Raw genomic sequence first — 23,907 nt, 5'->3', positions numbered from 1 at the left:
CTTGATCCATTTCTGAAGTTGAGTCTTGGAACGAATTTTATATTTCTGGCAAATGTCAGTCTGACTGCCTTTACCGCTCAAGTAATCTAGGACCGCCCTCGTCTTTGTTTCTGGTGTATAAACTTTGTTGCCATTGCCAGTATAAAATCCGTCAACACTTTCTGCTTTGTAGCGTTTAATCCACACTTGTACTGAGGCCAGGCTTACTCCTGCTGCTTTGCTAATCCTACCTTGAGTAATTTCTCCGCGCAGATAAGCTCGTACATATTCTACTTTTTCTTCCATTGCTACTTTCTGTTTGTTTGGCATAGAAAAATCCCCCTATGATGACAGTTTTATTTTTTACTGTCTCTCATAGGGGGAGCATATCACTTTCACAGCCCCTTCCATCAATTTATTCTTCCGCCTCTTACTTACCATAAAATCGTAAGAAGTCCAGCATATTTTCATTCCATATTTTATTTCCCGGCAACTGATAGACATAATTGCCCTGACGATCCTCGGTATAGCAGATTTCCCCCACTTCATTCAAAGAAACAAACCCTGGCCGGGAATAAGAAAAGCGCTTCGGCTCCACCGCATTTACCACACAAAGATAGTCCCACATCTTTTGACCTGTACTGCAATCCTTATTGCGATAAACTTCCTTGATGGGATGCACAGCAAAAGCGGCCAAATCCTTCATGACAGTCTCCGCTGGATACTCGATAGCTCCTCCCACAGGACTTGGAGAAAGATACACGTTTACCTCCCTTGGCCATTCACTCAAAAAGTGTCTGCTCAAAGAAAGATCATACCGCAGGTTATAGCCTGGATCTTTGCTTTCCCCCAGCTTTGTCGCCATAAAATAAAGAGAATCCACCTTACGCCTTACCAGTTCTCTGCCCGGTAAATCCGAATATTCATCCGGCCCCGATTCCAACAACTGCACCAAACTGGACACAAAACCAATGCCAATAATTTTAACAGAACGATCGTTAGCTTCAGCCAACAATTTGCGATAAAGTTTATACCCATCCAGATTATCCCGAAAATCTTTGTCCGTGCGGGCAAACATCTTGCTACCATCAGCCATTTTCAAATCATCCAACAGGCGGTAATCGATATAGAGCCTGCTGTTTACCACACCATGCCGTTCTACACCGATAGGGATATCCGGGAATCCATAATAAGTGTTCATAATATCCGCCAGCGCAGCAAATCCCTCACCCTGACGATCTACTACGATTCCCTTGATATCCACTTTCCCGTCTCGAGCCATTTTGTAAAGCAAATCCATAGCATAAAGATCATCGGTCGAGTTACCAATATCCGTGTCAAAAATAACTGGCTGCCGATATACAGACTTGGCCTCCCCCCAACTTACTCCACTTACCAACAAGCACATCATGAGAAAACAGTTTTGTAAACAAACGTAAAAAAAATTGTGCGCAGTTTTCATAACCATTACCTCCCTCTCACGGTCGATACTATAACATGTTTTCTATTTTTTTCGCCAAAAACAACGCATTTCCTCCCCTTATTCCCATGTCTTTCAGCATCCTTATTGGTACAAAAAAACAGCATCCCCCTAGTGGATGATGCTGTTCCCTGTTTTTTATGGATTAACCATGTATTCTGTTATCATGTCGCCAATGCTTCCCGCAGCTTAACCTTCATGCATTCAATATCAGGCTGTACCCCCGTCCATTTGCTAAAGGCAGCCGCACCCTGGCCGACGAGCATGTCCTCGCCATTGAGCGTGGGATGTCCATGCAGGCGCGCCTCGCGCAGTAAACGCGTTTCCGCGGGCGTATAGATGATATCGTAGACAAAGGCATCCGCCTTGACGTTTGACCAGTCAACGGGCGGCATGGCATTCGTTTGCGGGAACATGCCCAGCGGTGTCGTATTGACCAGCAAGTCAGCCGCCGCAAGTTTTGCGGCAAAGTCTGCCTGTTCCCAATGGCTGACAGTAAGCGTGCCATAGGTGCTGAACTCGTCAACCAGCGGCTGGACTTTCTTGGGGCTGCGCACGCCAATATGGATAGCCGTAACGCCCGCCTTGATAAGGCCCCAGACCACAGCACGGGCGGCGCCGCCTGCGCCAAGGAGCACTGCCGTCTTGTCCTGCGGTGCAAATCCCGCAGCCAAAAGCGCCTCGATAAAACCTGTTACATCAGTATTATACCCTGTCAAACAGCCCTCATCATTGACAACCGTATTGACCGCTCCAATGATGCGCGCATCCTCATCAATAGCATCCAATAGGGGCATGATAGCCGTCTTGTGCGGAATCGTGACATTCCAGCCGCGAAACTGCAACGCCTTCAAGCCCTGCACCGCTGCCGGCAAGTCCTCCGGTTTTACCGGCAATGCGGTATAAACGTAATCCAGACCTGCCTTTTCAATAGCTGCATTCTGTAAAACCGGCGAGAGCGAATGCGCTATTGGCCAGCCGATTACCGCAAGATTTTTGGTCGTTCCCGTAAGCATCACAAATCCCTCCGAATCTTGTCACCGTCTTGGCTTACCTGTCAGCCAGGCTCAGGCGTGCTCTTCGCGCGTCTTAGACAACAGCTCCATCTTGAGCTCGTAGTAAGCCGGCGTCATATCGAGATAATGGCGGTGCGGATTTTCGAAGCGCTGCTCCTCTTCCCAAATCTCGTTGTCGAGCTGTTGCTTGACATACGTGCGGATTTCGTCAAGCGTCGGCAGCTCTTCCGTGCGCTTGCCCTGACGCACATAGAGCTTGCGCAGATTTTTGATGGTGCAGCCTTCAAAGGTACGGTTCTTCCACGGCTTGACTGGGTCGACATAACGGAACGGCTCCGAAAGATCGATAGGTTCCCCGCACACCGCCAGCATATCAGCCACCGCATGACCATCGGCATCATAGACGCGATAGAGATCTTTAAGGCCCGGATTCGTGATTTTCTCGATATTTTCCGAAACCTTGATGCGCGGTGCAAATTCCCCATTCTCGCCCACGGCAGCCAGCTTATAGACCGCACCGAATACCGGCTCGGATTTAGCCGTAATCAGGCGCTCACCGATACCGAAGCTGTCGATGCAGGCCCCCTGATTCAAAAGCGACGTGACCGTAAATTCATCGAGGCTGTTCGAGACGACAATCTTGCAGTCTTCCAAACCGGCATTATCGAGCATCTTGCGCACGCGTTTGGACAGGTACGCCAAATCGCCCGAATCGATGCGAATGCCGACGAGACGCTTGCCCATAGGCTCCAAGACCTCATGCGCCACGCGGATGGCATTCGGGATGCCCGAATGGATAACATCATAGGTATCTACGAGCAGCACCGTTGCATCCGGATAAGTCTCCGCATATTTCTTGAAAGCCGTATACTCATCCTTGTAGAACATAACCCAACTATGCGCCATCGTGCCCGAAATCGGAATGTTGAACATCTGACCTGCCGATACCGTCGCCGTACCAACTACGCCGCCGATATAAGCCGCACGGGCTCCATAGGTTGCCGCATCCATGTTATGTGCCCGACGCGCGCCAAAGTCCGATACTGCCCGGCCATCGGCCGCTTTTACAATGCGGCGGGCTTTCGTCGCAATCAAAGACTGATGATTGATTTGCGCGAGAATTGCCGTTTCGACCAGCTGCGCATCGATAAGCGGAGCCACTACCGTGATGCATGGTTCATTCGGATACATGATCGTGCCTTCCGGCAGAGCATAAATATCGCCGGAGAAATGGAAGTTTTCCAAATACTGCAGGAACGCTTCCGAGAAGATATGCTGCTGACGGAAGTATTCCACATCTTCTTTCGAAAATTCCATGTTTTCCACGTACTCGATGATTTGCTCCAAGCCAGCAAAAATCGCAAAGCCGCCCTTGTCGGGATTGGCGCGATAAAATACGTCAAATGCCACCTGTACGTCTTTATCATGATCCTGGAAATAGCCATTCGCCATGGTCATTTCATAAAAATCCATCATCATGGAAATGTTTCGTTTATCAAACTGTGTCAAAAAAGACACCTCCTGTTTGGGCACATGCCAATACACCTGCCGCGTCTAAAAAAATCATACAATCGTAATTATATCATTTTGAACAGGTTCTGGCAAAAATTCACACAAAAACAGCGCAAGCCCTGCAGCCTGCGCTGTTTCTTATTCTCCAGGTATCAATACTGCATATAACGTTCCAGTTCCGTGCGGATTGCCGGCTCGACATCACGCTTGCGGTCTGCATTATTCTTGAGGACCGCATGATTCGCATCCGCCCCAGCAAAGGCTTTTTTCGCTACGGACTCAGCCATATCCCCCGTATACAAGAGTTCCGCTGCGCCCGTGCTGCGGTTTTTGAGCACGAGGAAATAGAGTATTCCAGTTTTGCGGCCAGGAATCTTATTCATATATGCCAGCATGCGCTCCTTCATCTGGGCAAACTCTTCGTCATTGAGGCATTCCAACTGACTGATGGTCATCGCCCAATCTTTTACGGCGTAGTCCTTGCAATCCGTCTCAAAGATTTCCTTGTCACTCATGCCCTCATGGGTAAACGCCGCTTTTTCCAATGCCTTATGGAACCCGTTAATGTCCTCGACCCCAGCCTTTCCCTTGAGCTCTTCATAGGCCTGACGATCCAGCGCCGTCACATTGCTTCCCTGTAAATTATCGGTTGCTGACATTACCCCGGCAAACAAAACACCCGCGATTGCCTTTGGCATATCGACACCAGTTTCCTTGAAGGAAAGATACACGATAGAAGAAGTCGCCGCCGTCGGGATATTTCGCGAATAAACCAAGCCATCGGATTGCAAGCCCCCCAAGTTATGGCGGTCAATGACCTCCACGATGCGGGCTTTTTTCATGCCATTTATGGCTGCCCCATAGCTGCTGTGATCCACGAGAATGACCTGCTGGCCTGTCGCATCGTTCATAACAGCCGGCTGCGGAAGGTGGAAATACTCCAGCATATAGCTCATATCGCGATTCAGTGGTGCTGCCACCCGCGGTTCTGTCGCCATTCCCAGCTTCGATTTGAGATAGGCATACCCGATGGTCGCTCCCACCGAATCCATATTCTGGCTTTCCGGGCCAATAACACAAGTCGTCTTATTCTGGTAATCCACACCGGAATAAAGTTTCGTGTAATCTACCGCAGCCGCCATGGCCTGCAGGGGAATCGCCACGCAGGAAGCTGCCAGCATTACCGCCACAACCTTCGAAAGAGACTTCTTTTGCATCGTCACCGCTCCTTATCTTCATACTCCAGCTGATTTTCCTCGCACCAGTCACGGGCAATCTCTACCAGCCGTTCGTCAAGGTAATCTTCCCAGGCCTTTTTTAATAACAGATGTTTTACCTGATGATAAAATCGGGCCACTGCCCCTGGCCCTTTCAATGCCTCCAGCAGGCGTTCCTTGATATCCTCCCGCTTGCAGGTTTCGGCAAAGCCTTGCATGATAGCTGGCAAATCGTCATCGATGACATTTGGCACCGAAATATAATGTTCCCAGTCATCCTCAATATCAAAGACATGATTGAGCGCTTCTTCCTCCCCCATATCCTCGTCGAGCAGAATGACCTTGCCCTGTGCAATATCGACATAGCTCTGCCGCACATCGGATTCCCGCATGGCCGCCGCCAGTTCTTTCAGTTTAACTTTCATATCATTGCCTCCGTTTTTGCATTCTTTTTTATTGTACACGGTTTCCTGGAAAAAGAAAAGCCTTCCCCCTTCGGGAAAGACTTTATCGGTTAATTCGTATCGAATTTTTTGGCAGCATTTTGGAGCAAGCTGTCACGCCGCTGTTTCGATGCGACAAAATAATCATGCACCGCCTGACGGTCGTGATTTTCACAGGCCGTAATGACCTCACCGAGAATATTCTGCAGTTGTTTGAGATTGGTCACGATAGCCTCTCCATTGGTCATGCAGATGTCTGCCCACATATCCGCATTCGACGAGGCGATACGCGTCGTATCCTTGAACCCGCCGCCAATCAGCTTGATACAGGAATCCAAATCTCCTCCGGTACGATTCAAAAGCGTTACCAGTGCTGCTGCCGTCACGTGAGGCACATGACTGATAACTGATGCACAGCGGTCATGCTTGGCAATATCCATCGTCGTGAAGTTTGCCCCGGTATGCCGAAGCACACGCATGAGCTTTTCATGCGCTTCTTTGGGTGCTCCCGTATCCTCCACAATCACATAAGCCTTGCCGACAAAGAGATCTTTCTGCGCCGCCGTGACCCCACTTTTTTCTCGTCCGGTCATCGGATGTCCGGCGATGTAATACACATCCTCCGGCAGGATTTTCTGTAAATGCTGCCAGATATATTGTTTCGTACTGCCAGCATCCGTCAGGATTGCTCCCTTTTTCAGATAGGGCAGGATTTTCTCTACCATCGGCACAATTTGCAAAACAGGCGGACTCAAAAAGACAATATCCGCATCCTTGACTACTGTCTCAATATCCGCATCGGCATAGTCAACGGCGCCAAGCTTCACCGCGTTATCCATTGAAGCCTTCGTACGGCAAAGACCGGTTATGTAGATGTTTTCTCCCATCTTCTCCTTTAAGCAAAGGCCCAAAGAACCGCCGATAAGGCCCACGCCGATGATGGCCAGATTCACCCGCTCTTCACTCATAATTTCCGGCCCATGACTTCCGCAATCTTACCCAAGTCTTCCATCAGGCGGTTGAAGTTTTTCGGCGTAAGACTCTGATCGCCATCGGAAAGGGCAACTTCCGGATGCGGATGAACCTCGATGATAAGACCGTCACAACCTGCGGCTACCGCTGCCCGCGCCATCGGTTTGACCATCTGCCAACGCCCCGTGCCATGGCTCGGATCCACGATAATCGGCAAATGAGAAAGCTCCTTGATGGCGGCTACCGCACTGAGGTCGAGGGTATTGCGGGTAAACGTCTCATACGTACGGATACCACGCTCACAGAAGATGACGTTCTCATTGCCTCCGGCCATGATGTACTCGGCAGCATTGAGCCACTCACTAATCGTTGCCGACAAACCGCGTTTGAGCATAACCGGCTTCTTAGCATGTCCCAGTGCCTTTAACAACTGGAAATTCTGCATATTGCGGGCACCGACCTGATAAACATCGGCGTATTTGCCAACCAGTTCAATATCATCCTTATCGACAATCTCCGTTACTACTTTAAGTCCTACCTCATCTGCTACCTGACGCAGCATTTTAAGGCCATCTTCCGCGAGCCCCTGGAAATCATACGGGCTCGTGCGCGGCTTGAATGCACCGCCACGAAGGAACTGTGCGCCACCAGCCTTTACCGCTTTAGCGGCCTCGCGCAGCTGCTCCAAGCTCTCCACCGAGCACGGTCCAGCCATAACGACGATCTCGTCGCCACCGATTTTTACGCCATCGACATCAACAACGGAATCTTCCGGATGCCAGGTACGGCTGACCAATTTATATTTTTCGGTAATACGGACGGTTTTCTCCACACCCTCCATCATGTTCATCTCGAGACCGGCGATTTTCTTCTTGTCGCCGATAACGCCGACAATCGTAACTTCCTCACCAGTTGAAACATGAACCTTAAGGCCTGCTGCCTCTACTTTATGAATAACTTTATCAAGGTTTTCTTTCGTTGCGTTTGGGCTCATTACAATAATCATATTCCTTCCCTCCAAATAGTTTTGTGATGCACGCTGGCAAATAATCTCGCGAAAAATGAAAATAGAAAAAGCCCGCCCCTCTACAGGGACGAGCTGATATACCCGTGGTACCACCCTGCTTGCCGATGCAAGCCTCTCTATTCGGATACTGACATATCCTAGCCTATGATAACGGTGGCATCCGGCGCGGCCTACTAAAAGGTTCAGCCTGCTGCTCGGGAGTGTATTTCCATCGCGTCCTTCACGACGTCACACCACCCCGCCGCTCTCTTAGGAAGTCCTGCAATTTACTTCTCTCCGTCCATGCATTTCACTTGTTGCTTAATAATATATCAAGATAGCGCTACAATGTCAATAGTTTTTTGTAAACGATTTGTAAAGCTATTCCATCAGTGAAACACATTTATTTCATCACTCCCGAATCATCGCGATTTCATCACAATTGGGGAATTTCGGACAATCGATACATTCCTTCCAAACCTTGTGCGGAAGTTCTTCCTTGGTAATGGTACGAAACCCTAAGGTCTGAAAAAAACCCGGCTTATACGTCAGGGTAAAGAACTTCTCCACGCCTAAGGCTTTTCCTTCGTCAATGAGACGCGTCACAATCTCGGCACCGATTCCCTGACGGGTCATCTTGGGCGATACCGCCATGGTACGGATTTCGGCCAGACGGTCCCAAATCAAGTGCAGGCCACCAACGCCCACAATCTCCCCCTCATCATTTTCTGCTATCACCATATCACGCAGTGTCTCATAGAGCGTATTTCGCGAACGAGCCAACATCACGCCATCGGTCGCATAATCCGACACCAGCGCATAGATTGCCTCGACATCATCAAATGTTGCTTTACGGTATTTCACTCAATCATCTCATTTCCGAAAATTCATTCTGCCATCACACTGGGGCAGACATCAGCCAACGGACATGTTCCGCAAAGTGGCTTTCGCGCCTTGCAAATTTTACGGCCATGCCAAATAAGCCAATGATGGGCATCCGACCACTTCTCGCGCGGAATTACCCGTTGCAGTTCTTTTTCCACTTCTAGGGGCGTTGTCCCAACAGCCAGTTTCAACCGATTGCTGATGCGGAACACATGCGTGTCCACCGCAATCGCCGGATGATGAAACGCTACACTCATGACAACATTCGCCGTCTTGCGCCCAACGCCCGGCAAAGATTCCAAATCCGCAAAGGAATCCGGCACCTGCCCGCCATATTTCTCGCAGAGAATCCGGCAGGCCGCCAAAATATTCTTCGCCTTATTGCGGAAAAGGCCGCAGTCGCGAATCTCTTCTTCGAGCTGCGCCAATCCCATCTCCAGGATTGCCTCCGGCGTCGCCGCCTTCTGAAACAAGCGGGCGGTCGTCACGTTGACTCGTTTATCCGTGCATTGTGCCGACAAAATCACCGCGATCAAAAGTTCAAAAGCATTGGAAAACACCAATTCCGGCTTGGCCCCACGATAGGTTTCTTCCAAAATGGCGAGCTGTTCTTCCTTGATTTTTTTCGTTACCCGCATATTCACACCTTCTTGTCCGCCGAATAAAGAAGCCTTCCCCGCAGGGAAGGCTATATAATTTTAGTTCGTCAAGCTTCGGATTGGCGCCGGGATTCTGCCGCCGCGGGCAATGAACGCATCCGAACTGTACTGGTTCCGAACCGGTACAATCGGGCAGTAGCCCAAAAGGCCGCCGTACTCAACCATATCTCCAACTTTCGCGCCTGGAACCGGGATGACGCGAACGGCCGTCGTCTTATTGTTGATCATACCGATTGCAGCCTCATCGGCAATGATGCCGGAAATCGTAGCCGCCGAAGTGTCGCCTTCAATCGCGATCATGTCGAGGCCTACCGAGCATACGCAAGTCATAGCCTCAAGCTTCTCAATCGAGAGACTGCCAGATTTGATGGCTGCAATCATGCCCTCATCCTCACTGACCGGGATGAACGCACCAGAAAGGCCACCGACATGGCTCGATGCCATAAGGCCGCCCTTCTTGACCGCATCATTAAGAAGAGCCAATGCTGCCGTCGTGCCCGGAGCACCGCAGCTTTCGATGCCCATCTCTTCGATAATACGCGCCACACTGTCACCGACGGCCGGCGTCGGTGCCAAGGACAAATCAATGATACCAAACGGAACGCCAAGGCGTTTCGATGCCTCACGAGCCACCAGCTGGCCAACGCGAGTAATCTTGAACGCCGTCTTCTTTATCGTCTCGGCAACTTCCGTGAAATCTGCCCCTTTAAGACCTTCCAGCGCGTGTTTTACAACGCCCGGACCGCTGACGCCGACACTTACCACCTTGTCCGCCTCACTGACACCATGGAAAGCACCTGCCATAAACGGATTATCGCCAGGAGCGTTGCAGAATACTACGAGCTTCGCACACCCCAAAGCCTGCGTATCACGCGTGAGTTCAGCCGTACGCTTGATAACCTCACCCATTTCACGGACGCAGTCCATATTGATTCCCGTCTTCGTCGATCCGAGGTTCACCGAAGAGCAAACGAGATCCGTCGAAGCCAACGCCTGCGGAATCGAATTGATAAGCACGCGGTCACCATGCGTAAAGCCCTTCTCCACCAGCGCCGAAAAGCCGCCAATGAAATTTACGCCAACAGCCTTTGCCGCACGGTCCATTGCCTCTGCCACCGGAACATAAGAATCCGTCTTGCAGGCATCTGCTGCAATGGCAATCGGTGTTACCGAAATGCGCTTGTGAATAATAGGGATTCCGTATTCGGCCTCGATATCTTCGCCAGTCTTCACCAAAAACTCTGCTGACTTCGTAATCTTGTCATAGACGTTCTGGCAAAACTGGTTGATATTCGGATGCGCACAATCGCGGAGTGAAATCCCCATCGTAATCGTACGTACGTCGAGCTTATTCTCCGTTATCATGGCATTGGTTTCTAAAATGTCATCTATTGTTATCACAGGTTCAAAATCCTCCTAAACGGTCAAATCTGACTTGTCAATTGACAATTGACTTTTGACATCTGACTTTTGACATGTCAAATATTATGCATGACGTTAAAAATATCCTCATGCTGTGCCTTAATATCTACGTTGATTTCCTGTCCGCGCTCCTTGAGCGTCTTCTGCAGATCCACCAGCTTGATTTTACTCTCGCTGATTTCAGCAATCAAAATCATGTTGAAGAAGCCATCCATGATGTTCTGATTGATAGACAGAATATTGACATTGTTCTCGGCGAGGATTTGACTAACCATCGCGATGATACCGACACGGTCTTTACCAACGACTGTCACTACAAGTTTCATTTACACATTTCTCCTTCTTATTCCAACTTCTACTTGTTATTGTGTAAACCATAGAACAATGTGTCAACACAAATCATCTTCTTCATTATATCAAGGTAAGCCGCAAAAACCAATAGCCATGCGAAAATTCTTTCGAAAAAAACATGTCATATGTCCTAACTTTAACAATTGTCTTTGGCAAAATCGGAAAAAGCGCGTTATAATGAAAGAAGTATTTATTGATTGGAGGATTACTCTATGGAATATGGATTTTTTAACGGCCAATTCATCCCCCTTGAATCGGCATCGGTTAACCTTGAAGACCGCGGCTACCAGTTTGGCGATGGCATCTATGAAGTCACCCGCGTCTATAACGGCAAATGCTTTGCCCTGGACCGCCACCTAGCCCGCTGCCGCCGTTCCATGCGCGAACTGCGCATCCCCATCACCTACATGGATGAAGAACTCACTGCCATCCACTACGACCTCATCGCCAAAAGTGGCATCAAAGACGGCACCATTTATTTCCAATTTACTCGTGGTACCGCCAAACGCACCCATGCCTTCCCAGACCAAGTCATCCCGAATCTCTCCATGACCATTCACGAATCAACACCTAACCGCCAATGGCAGGAACACGGTATGGAATGCCTCTTGTTTGAAGACTTGCGCTGGCTGCGCTGTGATATCAAAAGTCTCAATCTTTTGGGAAGTGTACTAGCCAAACAGGCCGCTCATGACAAAGGTCTGCAGGGTGCCATCCAGTTTCGCAAGGATACGAATCTGATTACCGAAGGCTCAAGCAGCAACTTCTTTATCGTAAAAGACGGACTGATTTGGACGCATCCCACCGACCATCTTATCCTCAAAGGTGTCACACGCTCCATCCTGTTCGAAGAAATCATCCCGCAGCTCGGCTATACTGTCGTCGAAAAAGCCTTTACGCCGGAATTCGCCCTAAGTGCAGAAGAGGCCTTCGTCACAAGCACCAGCCTCGAAGTTACCCCAGTCATTGCCATCGATGGTCATACGATTGGCAATGGCACCCCTGGCAAGATTACACAGAGCCTGCTTGAAAGCTACCGCAAACTCATCCAAAAAGAATGTTATCAAGCATAAAAAAGGGCAAATAACGCCATTCTAATGATTTATTTTCTGCGTTTTTTGCAGGATTTATACTTATTTCATCTAATTCTGTTCAATAGATTATTTATGAAATAACTAATGAAAGGAATCGATGTTCCTGCATCGCGCTTTGGAATACCAGGGCTATCAGGCCGCCCCGGAAATGAAAGCCCTTGCCCAGCAGGTAAAACCTTACATCATGGACCAAAAACCGATCCCCCAGGAACTGCATGACGAATTCAAGACCATCTATGGCGACAAGGTAAAACGCACCAAATAAAGCAAGTTCATCCTAACAAAAAGGTGTCCGGAACATCCGGACACCTTTTTGTTAGGATAAAATCCATGGTTAGTTATCGCTTCGTCCGTCACCCGCATGGTGAGATAATTATCCGTTTCGGGCTGGGGAGCCACTACCTCATCCAGCTGATGGTCAATCCATAAGCCGGGATAACGCACATTGCCAGCCACCCCCGTCAGGATATAAAGCGGGCCTTGGCTGTCCCGCTTGAAGCTTTTGATATGTCCCCGGTTGCGATAGGTATGCAGATGGGCCGTATATTGCATTGCCACACCCTCCCTATTCGCATTGTATGCCTTTCCACCCTAGTCAGCTTGCATTTCTGCCAAAATCTTTGGCCCCAGCCTATAAATGACACCATGTAACCTTTTCTTATTGCTTGTATTATATAATCAAAATGACACGACGTCAATATTGTTGATAAAATAAACGAAAATCTTACACTTCATTCAGTCCCCATATAAGAAAAAGCGGCTCGCAAACCCAAAAGCGTTCGCGAGCCGCCACTTATGATATCCGTCTCTTCTCTATGCCGGGAAGCTTTTCCTGCGTCATAATTTGCTTAGGATAAACTCAGCCTGTCCCTGCAACTGATAATTGCCCAATCCCGCAGGCACAAAAACCGTCTTTCCCTTTGCCATAGTAAGGCTCTCATCCCCGGAAGTAAGCGTCAAAGCACCATCCAGTACCGTCAGGCAATGGAAAGAATCCTCCCCAGCATGCATCGTGCTATTTCCCTGCAGACTGCCATGATATACTTTGAAATACTTGCATTCCGCCAATAATTTGACAGCAATATCCGGGAACAAGTCAAGATCCACCATTTTTTCCGACACAGCCTGCGGCACCTCTAACTTGGTTACCGCCAAAGCCTTGTCGATATGAAGCTGGCGCGGCTTGCCATCTTTGCCCACGCGCCCATAGTCATAGACACGATACGTCAGATTGGAGCTTTGCTGTACCTCATAAATCAGGATACCACTGCCGATGGCATGCAGTGTACCGGCCTTGATGAAGAACACATCGCCCTTATGTACCGGCACCTTGTTGCAAACTTCGAGCAGGGTATTATCCGCAATGCGCCGCTCGAATTCTTCTTTGCTGATTTTCTGCTGAAAACCATAGATAAGGCTCGCATCGGGTTCTGCATCGACCACATACCACATTTCCGTCTTGCCCTGCTCGCCTTCTTCCCGCAGCGCATACTCATCATCTGGATGAACCTGTACCGACAAATCCCCCTTGGCATCGATGAATTTGATCAGCAAGGGGAAATAATCCATGTCTTTAGCCTTGCTTCCAAGCATAGCCCTGCCCGCCCCAGTCAAAAGTTCCGCCAGGGTTTTGCCTTTATGCGCACCGCTATCGATTACGCTCAATCCTGCCTCATGGCAGGAAAGTTCCCAGCTTTCTGCCACGATATCTAAATCAGATGTCTTACCGTATTCATGTTTCAAACGGTTGCCGCCCCAAAGATAATCTTTCAACGGTGCCTTCAAAAGCATAGGTTCCAACATCAATACATCACTCCATTTTCTAAGTTTCCCTCAGCGGATGCTCACCGAGCGGAAATTGCTGTAATCGCCTCGATGACGGGCAATCGAATACTCAAACGGGCGTCCATCGTCCAAGAAGGCCACCTGTGTGACCTCCAGCAAGGGAAGCACCCCCTCTATCTGCAGCTGCTCGCGTTCTTCAGCCGTAGGCATTACAGCGCGCACTGTACGATGGGCAGACTGGATCTTATAGCCCAAATCCTTTTCAATATAACTGTAAATCGATTTTTCCAACGTCTGCCGCTTGAGCCCTGCAATCAACTGAATCGGCATTTGTGTATATTCCACCACCACCGGCCGATCATCCAAAAGCCTTACCCGGATAATATCGTAAACGAAATCGTCCACAGCCAATTGCAATTTAGCAGCCACCTCTGCCGTCGGGTGGATAATCTCGAATCGCAATATTTTCGAATCGACCTTGCGGCCCTTGAAAGTCGCGGCAAATCCAGAAAACTGATTCGCCATGCTCAGTTCCTTCACGTCTTCGTCCTTGAGCGATTTTACAAAAGTTCCCGACCCGCGCCGTTTGACTACCAGTCCCTGTTTAACCAATTCATCGACAGCCCGTTTTATCGTTATGCGGCTAACGCCATATTGCTGACACATTTCCTTTTCCAGTGCCAATTGTTCACCGGGGGTATATTTTCCCTGTTGTATATCCTCTCTAAGTTCTCTGGCTATTGCCTCATACTTCAACACGACTGCCGCCCTCCTTGCACATATATACATTTATTATATAGCGTATTATTAAAAAGTACAAACAAGAGCACATATTCGCAATTTGATTCAAAGAGCGCAATATTCCCAGCCTTCCCGCGAAGGCCTACCTCATAATCCGGATAAATCAAAAACTGAACAGCAGGCTTGTAAAATACGCCGTACGATGAGCACCGTTATCGTACGCCTTATTTATTGCAGTACCATTAAATAGATACCCTTGTATTTGGATATTTTTCATGAAATGATACCAAAGACTGGCCTCCCATCCCTTGCGTCCCGGCTTTTCACTGCCATTAACTACACTGCTCATAATCAGGGCATCGGAACCTAGATAACGATAGCCGAAAGATCCACCAACTTTTTTGTCCCCCCAGGGACTGCCATTGTATATGAATTTAACATCATAGGCTTTGTTCTGATAATGCTGATTGCCATGCGAATAGAAACCGGACAGCTCCCAAGCATCGGCTAAGCGCTGACGCAGATTAACGGCCACAATGCCCAAATGACTGTCGCCATAAGCGACCGGTGAATGCAGATTATAATACCCGATACCTGCCGTTGTGCAATCCGTAAATCGTTGTTCTGCAGCCAAGCCCCATGCCCGCAGTCTTTGATCTTTAAACCCTGTTTCTGTACCACCTGCACCTGTACCAACGTATTCAAAGTCCCCACGATTGCCATGCCGGCGAAACGCATCGGACCAAGCAGACGACATATCGGAGACCTTTTCATGCAGATTACCACCATAAGCCTTCAAGCTTGTCTTCCTTATTTGATAATCCAGTTCCATTCCTTTTGTTCTGGCATTACCAACAAAACCTTCTTGTAAGCCAGGCGTAAATAACCCTAATGTCGCGAATGCTCCCTTAAAAGCTGCTCCTTTCGCATATAATTGATAAAGCATACTCGATACGTTTACATTAGACGCTCCATAGGCATCCGCAAACCCTTCTTCACTATTCCAGCCTTCCTTGCTTCCCCACTTCGTATCAACACCGGCATGAACATTCCAGTTTTCATTGACTGCCGCATCCACATTGAGGAACAATTCTTTTTCCCACCAAGTGTGTTCATCAGGATTGCCTTTCATAGCTTTTTGTGCAAAAACGCCACTCCATTTTACCCGATCGGCATTCCTTTCCAAATTGGCTGTTTTAACCCCCAGCTGTTCCAATTCTGCCTGAAATTCTGCCGTTAATTTCTCTACCAGCACTTTATCCTCACCGCTGCTAGCCTTAGCACGTGCTTTTGCCACCATCTGTGCCATTTCATAACGGGTAATCTGATGATTGCCGCGAAAACTTTTATCCTCATAACCTTCCAAGATATTATCAGCTGCCAGCTGTGATACAGCATCATAAGCCCAGTGATCTGCCGGAACATCTGCAAAAGGATTGTCGGCAGCATAACAATTCGCTGTCAATCCCATACCGAGCGCCAACACCGGCAAAAAAGATTTTTTTTGCATACTCTTCCTCCTCATTATCTTACCGACACTGCCTTAAAGTTCATTTTATCGCCACGATGACGGGACAAGGAATACTCAAACGGACGGCCATCCGATAAGAAAGCTGTCTGTTGCACCTCCAACAACGGCATTTCCTCCGTTATTCCCAATCGTTTCTGTTCTTCCTCTGTGGGCATAACAGCTCTTACCGTACGATGTGCCGACTGGATATGCAGCCCCAAAGTTCCTTCAATATAGCGATAAAGAGAATCCTTTAAATGTTTTTCTTTCAGCCCAGCAATAAGTTCCATCGGCATCTGGGTATATTCGATAACCACTGGTTCACCATCCGCACAGCGCAGGCGCTGAATATCATAAACGAAATCGTCTTCGGATATTTTCAGCTGCTCGGCCACATCTACCGCAGGATGAATGATTGCAAAATGCAATACCTCCGTATGTATCTTATGCCCATGATAATATTCCGAAAAACCACCGAACTGAGGAGATTGACTTAACTTATACATAGCAGTATCATCCATAATTTTGACAAAAGTCCCTGCTCCTCGCCGCTTTACCACCAATCCATCATGCACCAGCTCATCCACTGCTCGTTTGATGGTGATACGGCTGACCGCAAATTCTACACACAGATCCTTCGCCAGTGGCAATTGACTTCCCGGAAGGTATGCCCCCTTGCGAATCGCCTTACGGATTCTATCTGCCACTTGCTGGTATTTTGCCTGACTGCTCATTTCACCGTACCTGCCTGCAGTTTCCTGTAATTGGTATTGCCATCGGCAAAGATGGATTCCGGTGCATTATAGAACGCGGTGAATTCATCGATCATCTCATGCCCGCGCTTATCATCTACCATGTAGGGCATAAAGAAATTATGTTCCTCTTTGTCAAAATTGGCCCATACCATATAATAAGCAGCCTTATGTTCCCGGCAGATTTTTCCGGCCTTGGAAAACCACTTTTTATCCACATTATCCCGTACAGCCAGGCTGCCACCTCTGCGTACACCGGCTTCTGTAAGGGCAATGACTTTATGCCGCTCCCGCCCCAGTTTTTCCATAACCGCCAACGTTTGGGAAAGATTCTTATACCAGCTGCCGCTTTGATCATCATCATAGGTATCCACACCGAATATATCCACATAATCATCGCCAGGATAACGGTCCAAATAAGCAGCCGCATCCGCAAAGGGGCCATTGGGCGAATACGCATAGAGGAAATTATGCACGCCTTTCACATCGCGCATATATTCTGCCGTATATTTCCACAATGCCAAGAAATCATTGCTGCTGATATTCTGTCCTCCCCACCAGAACCAGCTTCCATTATGTTCATGCAGCGGGCGGAAAATCACCGGAATATGCTTATCCTGCAGACGCAGCGCAAAGTTTGCCACCATATCCAGATAAGCACGATAAACTTCATTTAAGTCTCCCCCCGGCAGAATCCTTTTTCCTACATCGCCGGTCAAGACATTGGGGCTATAGCCTTGAAAATCGTAAGCACCATTCACGCGCGGCTTTTTCGCTACGACCGCAAAATTCGGCATGTGCATCGATAAGGTGATGATTGCCCCCTGCTTGTCAGCATTCGCCGCAATCTCCACCAGTTTATCCGTATACGTCACACCAGCTGCCTTTTCTGCAGCCGTTACTTTCAATTCATCCCCAGTAAGCGATAACGAATCCATGCCCACGACCCCGGCGATGCTGCCCGTCACATCCTTACAATCAGACTCGCTGCCGCTATCCACCCGGAACATCTTGTGATGCGTGTCATTCTGATGGCCGTAGATGACTTTCCCTGCCTGCGGAACAGCCAACAGATACCGATAGAGCCTGGCTGCCTCTGGCGTCAGCTGTTTATCCACCACCTTATTGGCCAACGGAGCCAAATTTTCCACTTGCGCCAGCGTCAGCGCTTCCTTTTGGGCTTTGCCATGATCTGGCAGCACGCTGCGCTGCACATACGCTTTATCCTGCGGATTATCCAGCACACTGGCGTGTCCCACACCAGAAAATAATGGCATGCTCAAGGACAAGCCGACCGCCATTGCCAACAATCTTTTTTTCATCAAGAAACACTCCTTCCGCTACTACTCCGTAAAGCCATTATGGGCAGCCAAATCCCTGAACCAGTATGCAGACTTTTTCAACGTCTTCTGCTGATTGACCAGATCCAGCGCAATCAGGCCATAGCGGTTCTTATAGGCATTGGACCACGACCAGCAGTCAATGGGGGTCCAAAGATGGTAGCCGAAGCAATTCGAGCCTTCGGCAATGCCCCGATGCAGCCACGCCAGATGCTCTTTTATAAAATCGATCCGATAATCATCGGCAATCGTGCCATCTGCCTGCCGGAATTTTTCCTCGCCTTCCACGCCCATACCGTTTTCGGATACATACCAGGGAATATTGCCATAATTGTCCCGGATGTTGATGGCAATATCGTAGATTGCCTGCGGATAGATTTCCCAGCCGCGATACGGATTCATGCGTCGGCCCGGCATTTCATACGGCGCAAAATACTTCTCCGGCAGCCAGCCTTCTGAATCATCGAAAGCCGTCTGCGCCTGCGCCCGGAAAGGCTGATAGTAATTCACGCCCAAAAAATCAACGGTATTCCTTTGGATCAAGGCCAGTTCCTCCGGCGTACTTTCCCAAAGCACACCATCCTTGCGCAGGATTTCCACCAGCTTCGGCGGGAAAACGCCCTTGACGGCCGGATCAAGGAATGCCTTGTTCTTGAACGTTTCAGCAAACGCTGCTGCTGCCAGGTCTTCGGCAGCCTCAAACCGCGGATAAGCAGGGGTCAGGTTGATTACGATACCAATGCGCCCGCCCTGCTTTTGGCACGCCGACTGACGGAAACGCTCAATCGCCATCGCCGAAGCCAGGTTGAGATTATAAATGCATTGCACGGCCTTTTTCCCATCGACCTGCAGCGGATAATGGAATCGATACAGATACTCGCCTTCAGCTACTACCATCGGCTCATTGAAGGTCGTCCACTCCTTGACCCGGTCGCCAAAAAGCGCAAAGCACGTTTCGGCAAAATCGGCAAAAAGCACAGCAACTTTCTTATTCGTCCAGCCGCCATATTTTTCGTAAAGCGCATAGGGCAGATCGAAATGATGCAGGTTCATGATCGGACGGATGCCCTGGCGCAGGAATTCATCGATGACTTCGTTATAGAAGCGCACACCATCTGCATCCGGTTCGCCGGTTTCCAAATCCTTTATGAGACGTGACCATTGGATGGACGTGCGGACAGAATTCAAGCCGGCCTGCTTCATCAGGGCAATATCCTGACGGAAATCATTGTAGAAATTAGAAGCCACATTGGGGCCTACGCCGGCAAAAAATGCCTCCGGCGCCTGATCATACCAGTAATCGAAGAGATTCCGGTGGGCCTTATGGAACCGCCCCTCCGACTGGGGGCCGGACGTAGCCGCTCCCCACCAAAAATTCTCTGGGAATTGATACTGCTTGGCCATAGATTACCCCTTCTTCACATCTTCATACAAATCAACCATCAATTTTGCCATGTCCCGCACCGCCAGCGAAGTCATGAAATGATCCTGGGCATGAATCAGCAGGATGCTTTTCTCGACCGGCTGCCCATCACACTCTGCGCTCATCATCGCCGTCTGGATATCATGGGCCTTGCCGATTTCCTGGCCCGCTGCTTCAATCGCTTTTCTGGCCTTTTCAATATCATGGTCTTTGACCAATGCTTGTATCGCTTCAATCACCGCTGAACGCCCCGTCCCCGAATGCAAGATCAGCTGCATCGATTGTTCTACTGTCTTTTCGTCCATCATTCTTCCTCCGTATCCTTGATTTTATTGCCGGCAATGACAAATGGTGCATAGATGCAGATATCCATCGCCAGCCACACCAGCTGCAAAATGCCGCCAGCCAGCGATCCTGTCCCGATCGTGCCGCCAAAGAACAGGGGCATCGTCCATGGCACTACATATTTGAAGATAGGTACGAGCCCTGCCGAAACAGCCAGCCAGCCCACTATGGTATTGGCGAGCGGCGCCAAAATATACGGAATCAGCAAAAGCGGATTCAACACGATTGGCAACCCAAAGGCAATCGGTTCCTGAATATTGAAGAGCATCGCCGGAAAGCCAACCTTGGCCACTGCCCGCCAGCTGTCACGCTTGGAGAAGAGGAAAATGGCAATAAGCAGCCCCAGCACATGCATAAGTCCCGCTTCAAAGAAACCATTGGAGAAAATATAGGCCGCATCGCCCGACTGATTGGCCAGCTGCGCCGGCATATAGACCATATTCTGGATGGCTGCAGTCACATTATGCCCATGAATGCCAAACCACCAGAAGAACCAGACAATCCCCTGATAGAGCAGCGAGAAACCAATGCCCTGCGAAAAGCCCATCAACGGTGCCTGGATAAGCGCATAAATCAAATCATTGAGCGCCTTGCTGCCCATAAACTCCATCTGTGCCAAGAACGTCGAAAACAGCGTAAAGGTAAATAAGGTAATGAACACCGGCATCAGCACGGCAAAGGAATTGGCTACTGCCGGCGGCACGGTATCCGGCATCTTGATCGTAAGCTTCTTGTTCTTCGATAGATTGATGAACAGTTTCGAGGACACCGTAGCTACGATAATTGCCGTAAGCACCGCTTTATTGCCAAAATATGACAAGTCAAAGGCACCAACATCACCTACACTCTGCGGTGTGACAATGATGAAGGCCCCTAAAGCCGTCAGCGCATTGGCAAAGGGATCGCCGCCCCAGATTGTCCCCAGCCGATAGGCAAAAGCTGCCACCAGCAGGAAAGAGAACACGCCAAAGCCTACCGTCACCACGTTATTGCATAACCCTTGGATAACCTGCATGCTATGCACAAACGCTGAATTCTTATAGGCATCACTAGCGGTATCCAAACCAGTAAAAGATGCGCCTAAGTTAAGGCCATTGGCTCCCATTACCGTTCCCCAGGGATCTAAAAGCACCCACTGAATGATGCCAAAGAAAGAACCAACGATAATGAACGGCAGCAGCATGGAAAAAGCATCCCGCATTGCCAGCAAATATTTATTGCCGGAAATACGCGCAGCCAGCGGCATCATTACCCGTTCAAAACCAGAAATCACTCCGCTCATGATCCGCTTACTCCTTTCCCAGCAACTGCAATGCTTTTGCTAATACTTTATCGCCACGGATCATTCCATAGTCCTGCATATTGATGACCTCCACAGGGCATCGTCCTGCAAGGATTTTCTCCACATCGCCTTTCATATGGCGGATCTGTGGTCCCAGCAGCACAACATCCGCTTCCGCTGCCCTTTGATCCAGCACCTCCACGCTGAACGCCTCAATATGCGTATCCGCCAAGGACTTAGCCGCAGCAGCCTCCTGCATTTTCTTCACCAGGATCGAAGTCGACATACCTGCGTTGCAAACCAAAAAGATGTTCATGTTAAATCCTCCCCTATAAATTAAATGTAGGTAATTTTTTATCGTTTCATCTTCCTACGCCCTTATTATATTATTAGTTAACCCCTTTGTCAACAAAAGATATAACTTTTGTTAGTTATTTATATTACATTAATTACTTTCATTATATCCTTTATTGACATCACTCCCTCTCTGTAACTATAATGAATCTGATAATGGCATAGCTTACCCTTATTTTTCTGAAAGAAGGTATTTTATATGATGGTTCGGAAAATCCCTGCCAATGCTTCCGGAATCCAGTATTTTGGCCGCTGGGAAAAGTCTCCGGCAGCCTGCCGGTGTGCACAAGGAGCTACCTATATTAAAGCGAATTTCACCGGCCCCCTGCTTATGGCCGATTTAATCGATTCCGGCAATTGGTGGCGGATCAGCATCGATGACAGTCCCTTTCGTCGTTTCCGTCCGCAAGGAGAAAACACCTTGTTAGCGGAAAAACTCGCTGCCGGCAAGCATAAAGTTCTTCTGGTGCGTTCCACCGAAGGCTATATGGGCATCAGCGAGTTTCGCGGTTTTTCGCTTGCACCTAATGAAACACTGCTCCCCCCTGCTCCGCCCAAGGCACGCAGCTTGGAATTCATCGGCGATTCCATTACCGCCGGCGCCAAAAATGACGGTCCCCCCGATGCCCCCTACGATGATATCGAAGACAACGATATGGCCTACGGCCCGCAGCTGGCCCGAATGCTTGATGCTGAATACAGCGTATTGGGCAAATCCGGCGAAGGTGTCATCCACAACTGGGATGAAGGCTGGCCTGGGCATGGGGTCCATACTGCCGATCGCTATCCCTGGACATTCTATCGTGATAAAAAATCTCCCGCCAACCATCTTTGGAATCCGCAAAACTTCCCCATAGATGGCATCCTTATCTCGCTCGGTACGAATGATTTTGGTGACGAGGAACATCCGCCTGCCCGCGAAGATTTCATTTGCGGCTATAAAAATCTTCTGCAAACAATCCGGCAAATAAATCCCCACACCCCCATCATCGTCATCGAGCCTGTCCCCAGCTGGCTTCCACACGAGGCGCGACAGTGGATAAAAACAGCCGTGAATGAATGCAAAGCCCGTGGCGATAATGCCCTCTATTTCATCCCGTTGAATGAAGAAAAACCTTTACTGGATGCTAACGATTATGCTGGCGACAACACGCATCCCCTGAAAAAAGGGTCAAAAAAAATTGCCCTTTATCTAAAGGACAAAGTTGCCGAAATCCTTGGCTGGTAAGCAAACACGACAGACAACGCTTGCTTTTCGGCGCTAAATAAAAAACAGGTTCTGCATGTCATTGTATTGCAGAACCTGTTTTTCTCTATCTATGCAGCCGCAAATTGCTTTATTGCCTGCGGCTTTTTGCCAATTTTTCCTCGGCCGTTGTATTGCCGCCCTTCATAGCCAGCACTACACCGACGGCAATAAGCGCAAAACCGGGCAAAAAATAACTGGTCATGGCTTCACCGAGTAATAGCCAGCCTAAGATTGTGCCAACGATCGGCTGAAAGAACATAAACAAGCCGCCAATGGATGCATCCATATAGGTCAGCCCCTTGCTCCAAAGAACGAATCCTGCCGTGGTGGAGATCATCCCCACATAAAGTACCGAGCCCCATATCTGCGGCATGGCCAAAGCCCCATAATTTGCTTCGTTAATCAGCCACCATATTCCATAGGGGCTCAGCACCAAAAACGCGATGAATACACTATAAAAAGTCAGCGTAAACACCGAATAGCGGCTGAGCAGTTTCAAGAGTATGGACATCAACGCCCAGGTGATAGCTGCGACAAACAAATAGACACCGCCCAAAAGACTGCCGGTTTGCAGATTCTCCGGGTCAACGACGATTAGCAGCACCCCCACCGTTGCCAAAACGACGGACAGCAGACGGCTGAAATTAAACCGCTCATGCAGGATCAGGCAGCCAAACACCACCATAAATGCCGGTGTTGCCGCCGTTATCACCGAGCCCATCTGCGCGGATGTCAGCATGGTTCCCGATTCCTGCGTGACAATGGAGAGCGTTTGACCAGTCAACGCAGAAATAAGCAGGAGCTTCCAGTCCTTGCGCTCGATTTTCCAGGAAATGTTTTCATATAGCATAATAAGCACCAGCGGGACAAGCGCCACACCGTACCGCAGCCAAACCAAAGCCACAGGCGTAATCACGCCTACGGTCAGGCGGACCGCAATAAACATAGCGCCCCAAATACTGCCGGCCAGCGACAAGAGCAGCGAGCCAATTAGTAAATTACGCAAAAATATTACCTCCTTAACTTCTCTTAGAATTGCGTGGCTATTATATTGCAGCTAATAGCAAACTGTCAACTTATTGACTTCCCA

The 23,907-nt window shown here is 49.1% G+C and carries 25 protein-coding genes, 1 pseudogene and 1 other annotated feature; of the genes and pseudogenes, 3 read left to right on the top strand and 23 right to left on the bottom strand.

What is annotated here, in order from left to right; genetic code table 11:
• The 12 genes from T504_RS0105740 to T504_RS0105685 form a co-directional block, all read right to left on the bottom strand.
• Positions 1-309: helix-turn-helix domain-containing protein (locus tag T504_RS0105740; RefSeq protein WP_033170101.1), on the bottom strand; the 309-nt coding region annotated here is incomplete at its 3' end.
• Positions 310-409: 100 nt separating this feature from the next.
• The gene (locus T504_RS0105735) at positions 410-1,441 is read right to left on the bottom strand and encodes a nucleoside hydrolase (protein ID WP_033170100.1); all 1,032 of its coding nucleotides are present in this window, start codon (positions 1,439-1,441) and stop codon (positions 410-412) included.
• Positions 1,442-1,623: 182 nt separating this feature from the next.
• The gene (locus tag T504_RS0105730) at positions 1,624-2,475 is read right to left on the bottom strand and encodes a shikimate dehydrogenase (RefSeq protein WP_033170099.1); all 852 of its coding nucleotides are present in this window, start codon (positions 2,473-2,475) and stop codon (positions 1,624-1,626) included.
• 51 nt (positions 2,476-2,526) lie between these two features.
• On the bottom strand, positions 2,527-3,984 hold the full coding sequence (locus T504_RS0105725) for a nicotinate phosphoribosyltransferase (RefSeq protein WP_033170098.1): 1,458 nt from the start codon (positions 3,982-3,984) through the stop codon (positions 2,527-2,529).
• Between the two features lie 155 nt (positions 3,985-4,139).
• Entirely contained in the window at positions 4,140-5,204 is a 1,065-nt protein-coding gene (locus tag T504_RS0105720; RefSeq protein ID WP_033170097.1) for a DHH family phosphoesterase, read from the bottom strand.
• Between the two features lie 2 nt (positions 5,205-5,206).
• A complete protein-coding gene (locus T504_RS0105715; protein ID WP_033170117.1) occupies positions 5,207-5,629 on the bottom strand; it encodes a UPF0158 family protein in 423 nt (140 codons plus the stop codon).
• A gap of 89 nt (positions 5,630-5,718) precedes the next feature.
• Positions 5,719-6,615, bottom strand: coding sequence for a prephenate dehydrogenase (locus tag T504_RS0105710; protein WP_033170096.1), 897 nt, complete (start codon positions 6,613-6,615; stop codon positions 5,719-5,721).
• Positions 6,612-7,625 (bottom strand): 3-deoxy-7-phosphoheptulonate synthase, encoded by a 1,014-nt coding sequence (gene aroF / locus T504_RS0105705; RefSeq protein ID WP_033170095.1) that lies wholly within the window; start codon positions 7,623-7,625, stop codon positions 6,612-6,614. Before aroF ends, T504_RS0105710 begins: the two co-directional genes overlap by 4 nt.
• An 81-nt stretch (positions 7,626-7,706) precedes the next feature.
• Positions 7,707-7,938: a binding site (T-box leader), on the bottom strand.
• A 98-nt stretch (positions 7,939-8,036) separates the two neighbouring features.
• Positions 8,037-8,489: an N-acetyltransferase gene (locus T504_RS0105700; RefSeq protein WP_033170094.1), complete on the bottom strand. Its 453-nt coding sequence runs from the start codon at positions 8,487-8,489 to the stop codon at positions 8,037-8,039.
• Between the two features lie 23 nt (positions 8,490-8,512).
• Positions 8,513-9,148: an endonuclease III gene (gene nth / locus T504_RS0105695; RefSeq protein WP_033170093.1), complete on the bottom strand. Its 636-nt coding sequence runs from the start codon at positions 9,146-9,148 to the stop codon at positions 8,513-8,515.
• Positions 9,149-9,208: 60 nt separating this feature from the next.
• Positions 9,209-10,570 (bottom strand): PFL family protein, encoded by a 1,362-nt coding sequence (locus T504_RS0105690; protein ID WP_033170092.1) that lies wholly within the window; start codon positions 10,568-10,570, stop codon positions 9,209-9,211.
• A 77-nt stretch (positions 10,571-10,647) separates the two neighbouring features.
• Positions 10,648-10,917 (bottom strand): ACT domain-containing protein, encoded by a 270-nt coding sequence (locus T504_RS0105685; RefSeq protein WP_033170091.1) that lies wholly within the window; start codon positions 10,915-10,917, stop codon positions 10,648-10,650.
• Positions 10,918-11,154: 237 nt separating this feature from the next.
• On the opposite strand from T504_RS0105685, the gene dat reads away from it, so the two are divergent.
• Both dat and T504_RS14580 read left to right on the top strand, forming a co-directional pair.
• The gene (gene dat / locus T504_RS0105680; RefSeq protein WP_033170090.1) at positions 11,155-12,015 is read left to right on the top strand and encodes a D-amino-acid transaminase; all 861 of its coding nucleotides are present in this window, start codon (positions 11,155-11,157) and stop codon (positions 12,013-12,015) included.
• A gap of 118 nt (positions 12,016-12,133) precedes the next feature.
• Positions 12,134-12,301, top strand: a complete 168-nt coding sequence (locus tag T504_RS14580) for a hypothetical protein (protein ID WP_156033478.1) — start codon at positions 12,134-12,136, stop codon at positions 12,299-12,301.
• Here the strand turns inward: T504_RS14580 and T504_RS14910 are convergent.
• The 10 genes and pseudogenes from T504_RS14910 to T504_RS0105630 all read right to left on the bottom strand — a co-directional run.
• A pseudogene (locus T504_RS14910) lies at positions 12,271-12,597 on the bottom strand (hypothetical protein); the annotation flags it as partial. The gene T504_RS14580 and the pseudogene T504_RS14910 sit on opposite strands and share 31 nt — an antisense overlap.
• 276 nt (positions 12,598-12,873) lie before the next feature.
• Positions 12,874-13,839, bottom strand: a complete 966-nt coding sequence (locus T504_RS0105670; RefSeq protein ID WP_033170088.1) for a type I phosphomannose isomerase catalytic subunit — start codon at positions 13,837-13,839, stop codon at positions 12,874-12,876.
• A gap of 30 nt (positions 13,840-13,869) precedes the next feature.
• Complete coding sequence (locus T504_RS0105665; protein ID WP_033170087.1) at positions 13,870-14,580, bottom strand: GntR family transcriptional regulator; 711 nt, start codon at positions 14,578-14,580, stop codon at positions 13,870-13,872.
• A gap of 145 nt (positions 14,581-14,725) precedes the next feature.
• Positions 14,726-16,072 carry an S-layer homology domain-containing protein gene (locus T504_RS0105660; RefSeq protein ID WP_231473869.1) on the bottom strand — a complete coding sequence of 449 codons (1,347 nt, stop codon included), beginning with the start codon at positions 16,070-16,072 and terminating at the stop codon, positions 14,726-14,728.
• Positions 16,073-16,086: 14 nt separating this feature from the next.
• On the bottom strand, positions 16,087-16,806 hold the full coding sequence (locus T504_RS0105655) for a GntR family transcriptional regulator (RefSeq protein WP_033170085.1): 720 nt from the start codon (positions 16,804-16,806) through the stop codon (positions 16,087-16,089).
• A complete protein-coding gene (locus T504_RS0105650; protein WP_231473868.1) occupies positions 16,803-18,146 on the bottom strand; it encodes a glycoside hydrolase family 26 protein in 1,344 nt (447 codons plus the stop codon). Before T504_RS0105650 ends, T504_RS0105655 begins: the two co-directional genes overlap by 4 nt.
• A 21-nt stretch (positions 18,147-18,167) precedes the next feature.
• The gene (locus tag T504_RS0105645; RefSeq protein ID WP_033170083.1) at positions 18,168-19,568 is read right to left on the bottom strand and encodes a glycoside hydrolase family 1 protein; all 1,401 of its coding nucleotides are present in this window, start codon (positions 19,566-19,568) and stop codon (positions 18,168-18,170) included.
• A gap of 3 nt (positions 19,569-19,571) precedes the next feature.
• Entirely contained in the window at positions 19,572-19,892 is a 321-nt protein-coding gene (locus T504_RS0105640) for a PTS lactose/cellobiose transporter subunit IIA (RefSeq protein ID WP_033170082.1), read from the bottom strand.
• Positions 19,892-21,214: a PTS sugar transporter subunit IIC gene (locus T504_RS0105635; RefSeq protein ID WP_033170081.1), complete on the bottom strand. Its 1,323-nt coding sequence runs from the start codon at positions 21,212-21,214 to the stop codon at positions 19,892-19,894. Before T504_RS0105635 ends, T504_RS0105640 begins: the two co-directional genes overlap by 1 nt.
• A 7-nt stretch (positions 21,215-21,221) precedes the next feature.
• On the bottom strand, positions 21,222-21,530 hold the full coding sequence (locus T504_RS0105630) for a PTS sugar transporter subunit IIB (protein WP_033170080.1): 309 nt from the start codon (positions 21,528-21,530) through the stop codon (positions 21,222-21,224).
• A gap of 237 nt (positions 21,531-21,767) precedes the next feature.
• Here T504_RS0105630 and T504_RS13830 point away from each other — a divergent pair, with 237 nt between their 5' ends.
• Positions 21,768-22,796 (top strand): SGNH/GDSL hydrolase family protein, encoded by a 1,029-nt coding sequence (locus tag T504_RS13830; RefSeq protein WP_051635226.1) that lies wholly within the window; start codon positions 21,768-21,770, stop codon positions 22,794-22,796.
• 109 nt (positions 22,797-22,905) lie between these two features.
• On the opposite strand, the gene T504_RS0105620 is transcribed toward T504_RS13830, so the two are convergent.
• Positions 22,906-23,823 (bottom strand): DMT family transporter, encoded by a 918-nt coding sequence (locus T504_RS0105620; RefSeq protein ID WP_033170079.1) that lies wholly within the window; start codon positions 23,821-23,823, stop codon positions 22,906-22,908.
• Positions 23,824-23,907 lie beyond the last annotated feature (84 nt).

This window comes from Selenomonas sp. ND2010, assembly GCF_000702005.1.
Lineage (GTDB): Bacteria > Bacillota > Negativicutes > Selenomonadales > Selenomonadaceae > Selenomonas_A.
This window is presented reverse-complemented; position numbering and strand designations above follow the sequence as displayed.

Bases quoted from the DNA above. Each gene is read 5' to 3' on its own strand.
- T504_RS0105735 (WP_033170100.1), bottom strand. From the start codon at position 1,441: ATGAAAACTGCGCACAATTTTTTTTACGTTTGTTTACAAAACTGTTTT.
- T504_RS0105730 (WP_033170099.1), bottom strand. From the start codon at position 2,475: ATGCTTACGGGAACGACCAAAAATCTTGCGGTAATCGGCTGGCCAATA.
- T504_RS0105720 (WP_033170097.1), bottom strand. From the start codon at position 5,204: ATGCAAAAGAAGTCTCTTTCGAAGGTTGTGGCGGTAATGCTGGCAGCT.
- T504_RS0105715 (WP_033170117.1), bottom strand. From the start codon at position 5,629: ATGAAAGTTAAACTGAAAGAACTGGCGGCGGCCATGCGGGAATCCGAT.
- T504_RS0105710 (WP_033170096.1), bottom strand. From the start codon at position 6,615: ATGAGTGAAGAGCGGGTGAATCTGGCCATCATCGGCGTGGGCCTTATC.
- aroF (WP_033170095.1), bottom strand. From the start codon at position 7,625: ATGATTATTGTAATGAGCCCAAACGCAACGAAAGAAAACCTTGATAAA.
- nth (WP_033170093.1), bottom strand. From the start codon at position 9,148: ATGCGGGTAACGAAAAAAATCAAGGAAGAACAGCTCGCCATTTTGGAA.
- T504_RS0105685 (WP_033170091.1), bottom strand. From the start codon at position 10,917: ATGAAACTTGTAGTGACAGTCGTTGGTAAAGACCGTGTCGGTATCATC.
- dat (WP_033170090.1), top strand. From the start codon at position 11,155: ATGGAATATGGATTTTTTAACGGCCAATTCATCCCCCTTGAATCGGCA.
- T504_RS14580 (WP_156033478.1), top strand. From the start codon at position 12,134: ATGTTCCTGCATCGCGCTTTGGAATACCAGGGCTATCAGGCCGCCCCG.
- T504_RS0105670 (WP_033170088.1), bottom strand. From the start codon at position 13,839: ATGTTGGAACCTATGCTTTTGAAGGCACCGTTGAAAGATTATCTTTGG.
- T504_RS0105660 (WP_231473869.1), bottom strand. From the start codon at position 16,072: ATGCAAAAAAAATCTTTTTTGCCGGTGTTGGCGCTCGGTATGGGATTG.
- T504_RS0105655 (WP_033170085.1), bottom strand. From the start codon at position 16,806: ATGAGCAGTCAGGCAAAATACCAGCAAGTGGCAGATAGAATCCGTAAG.
- T504_RS0105650 (WP_231473868.1), bottom strand. From the start codon at position 18,146: ATGAAAAAAAGATTGTTGGCAATGGCGGTCGGCTTGTCCTTGAGCATG.
- T504_RS0105645 (WP_033170083.1), bottom strand. From the start codon at position 19,568: ATGGCCAAGCAGTATCAATTCCCAGAGAATTTTTGGTGGGGAGCGGCT.
- T504_RS0105640 (WP_033170082.1), bottom strand. From the start codon at position 19,892: ATGGACGAAAAGACAGTAGAACAATCGATGCAGCTGATCTTGCATTCG.
- T504_RS0105635 (WP_033170081.1), bottom strand. From the start codon at position 21,214: ATGAGCGGAGTGATTTCTGGTTTTGAACGGGTAATGATGCCGCTGGCT.
- T504_RS0105630 (WP_033170080.1), bottom strand. From the start codon at position 21,530: ATGAACATCTTTTTGGTTTGCAACGCAGGTATGTCGACTTCGATCCTG.
- T504_RS13830 (WP_051635226.1), top strand. From the start codon at position 21,768: ATGATGGTTCGGAAAATCCCTGCCAATGCTTCCGGAATCCAGTATTTT.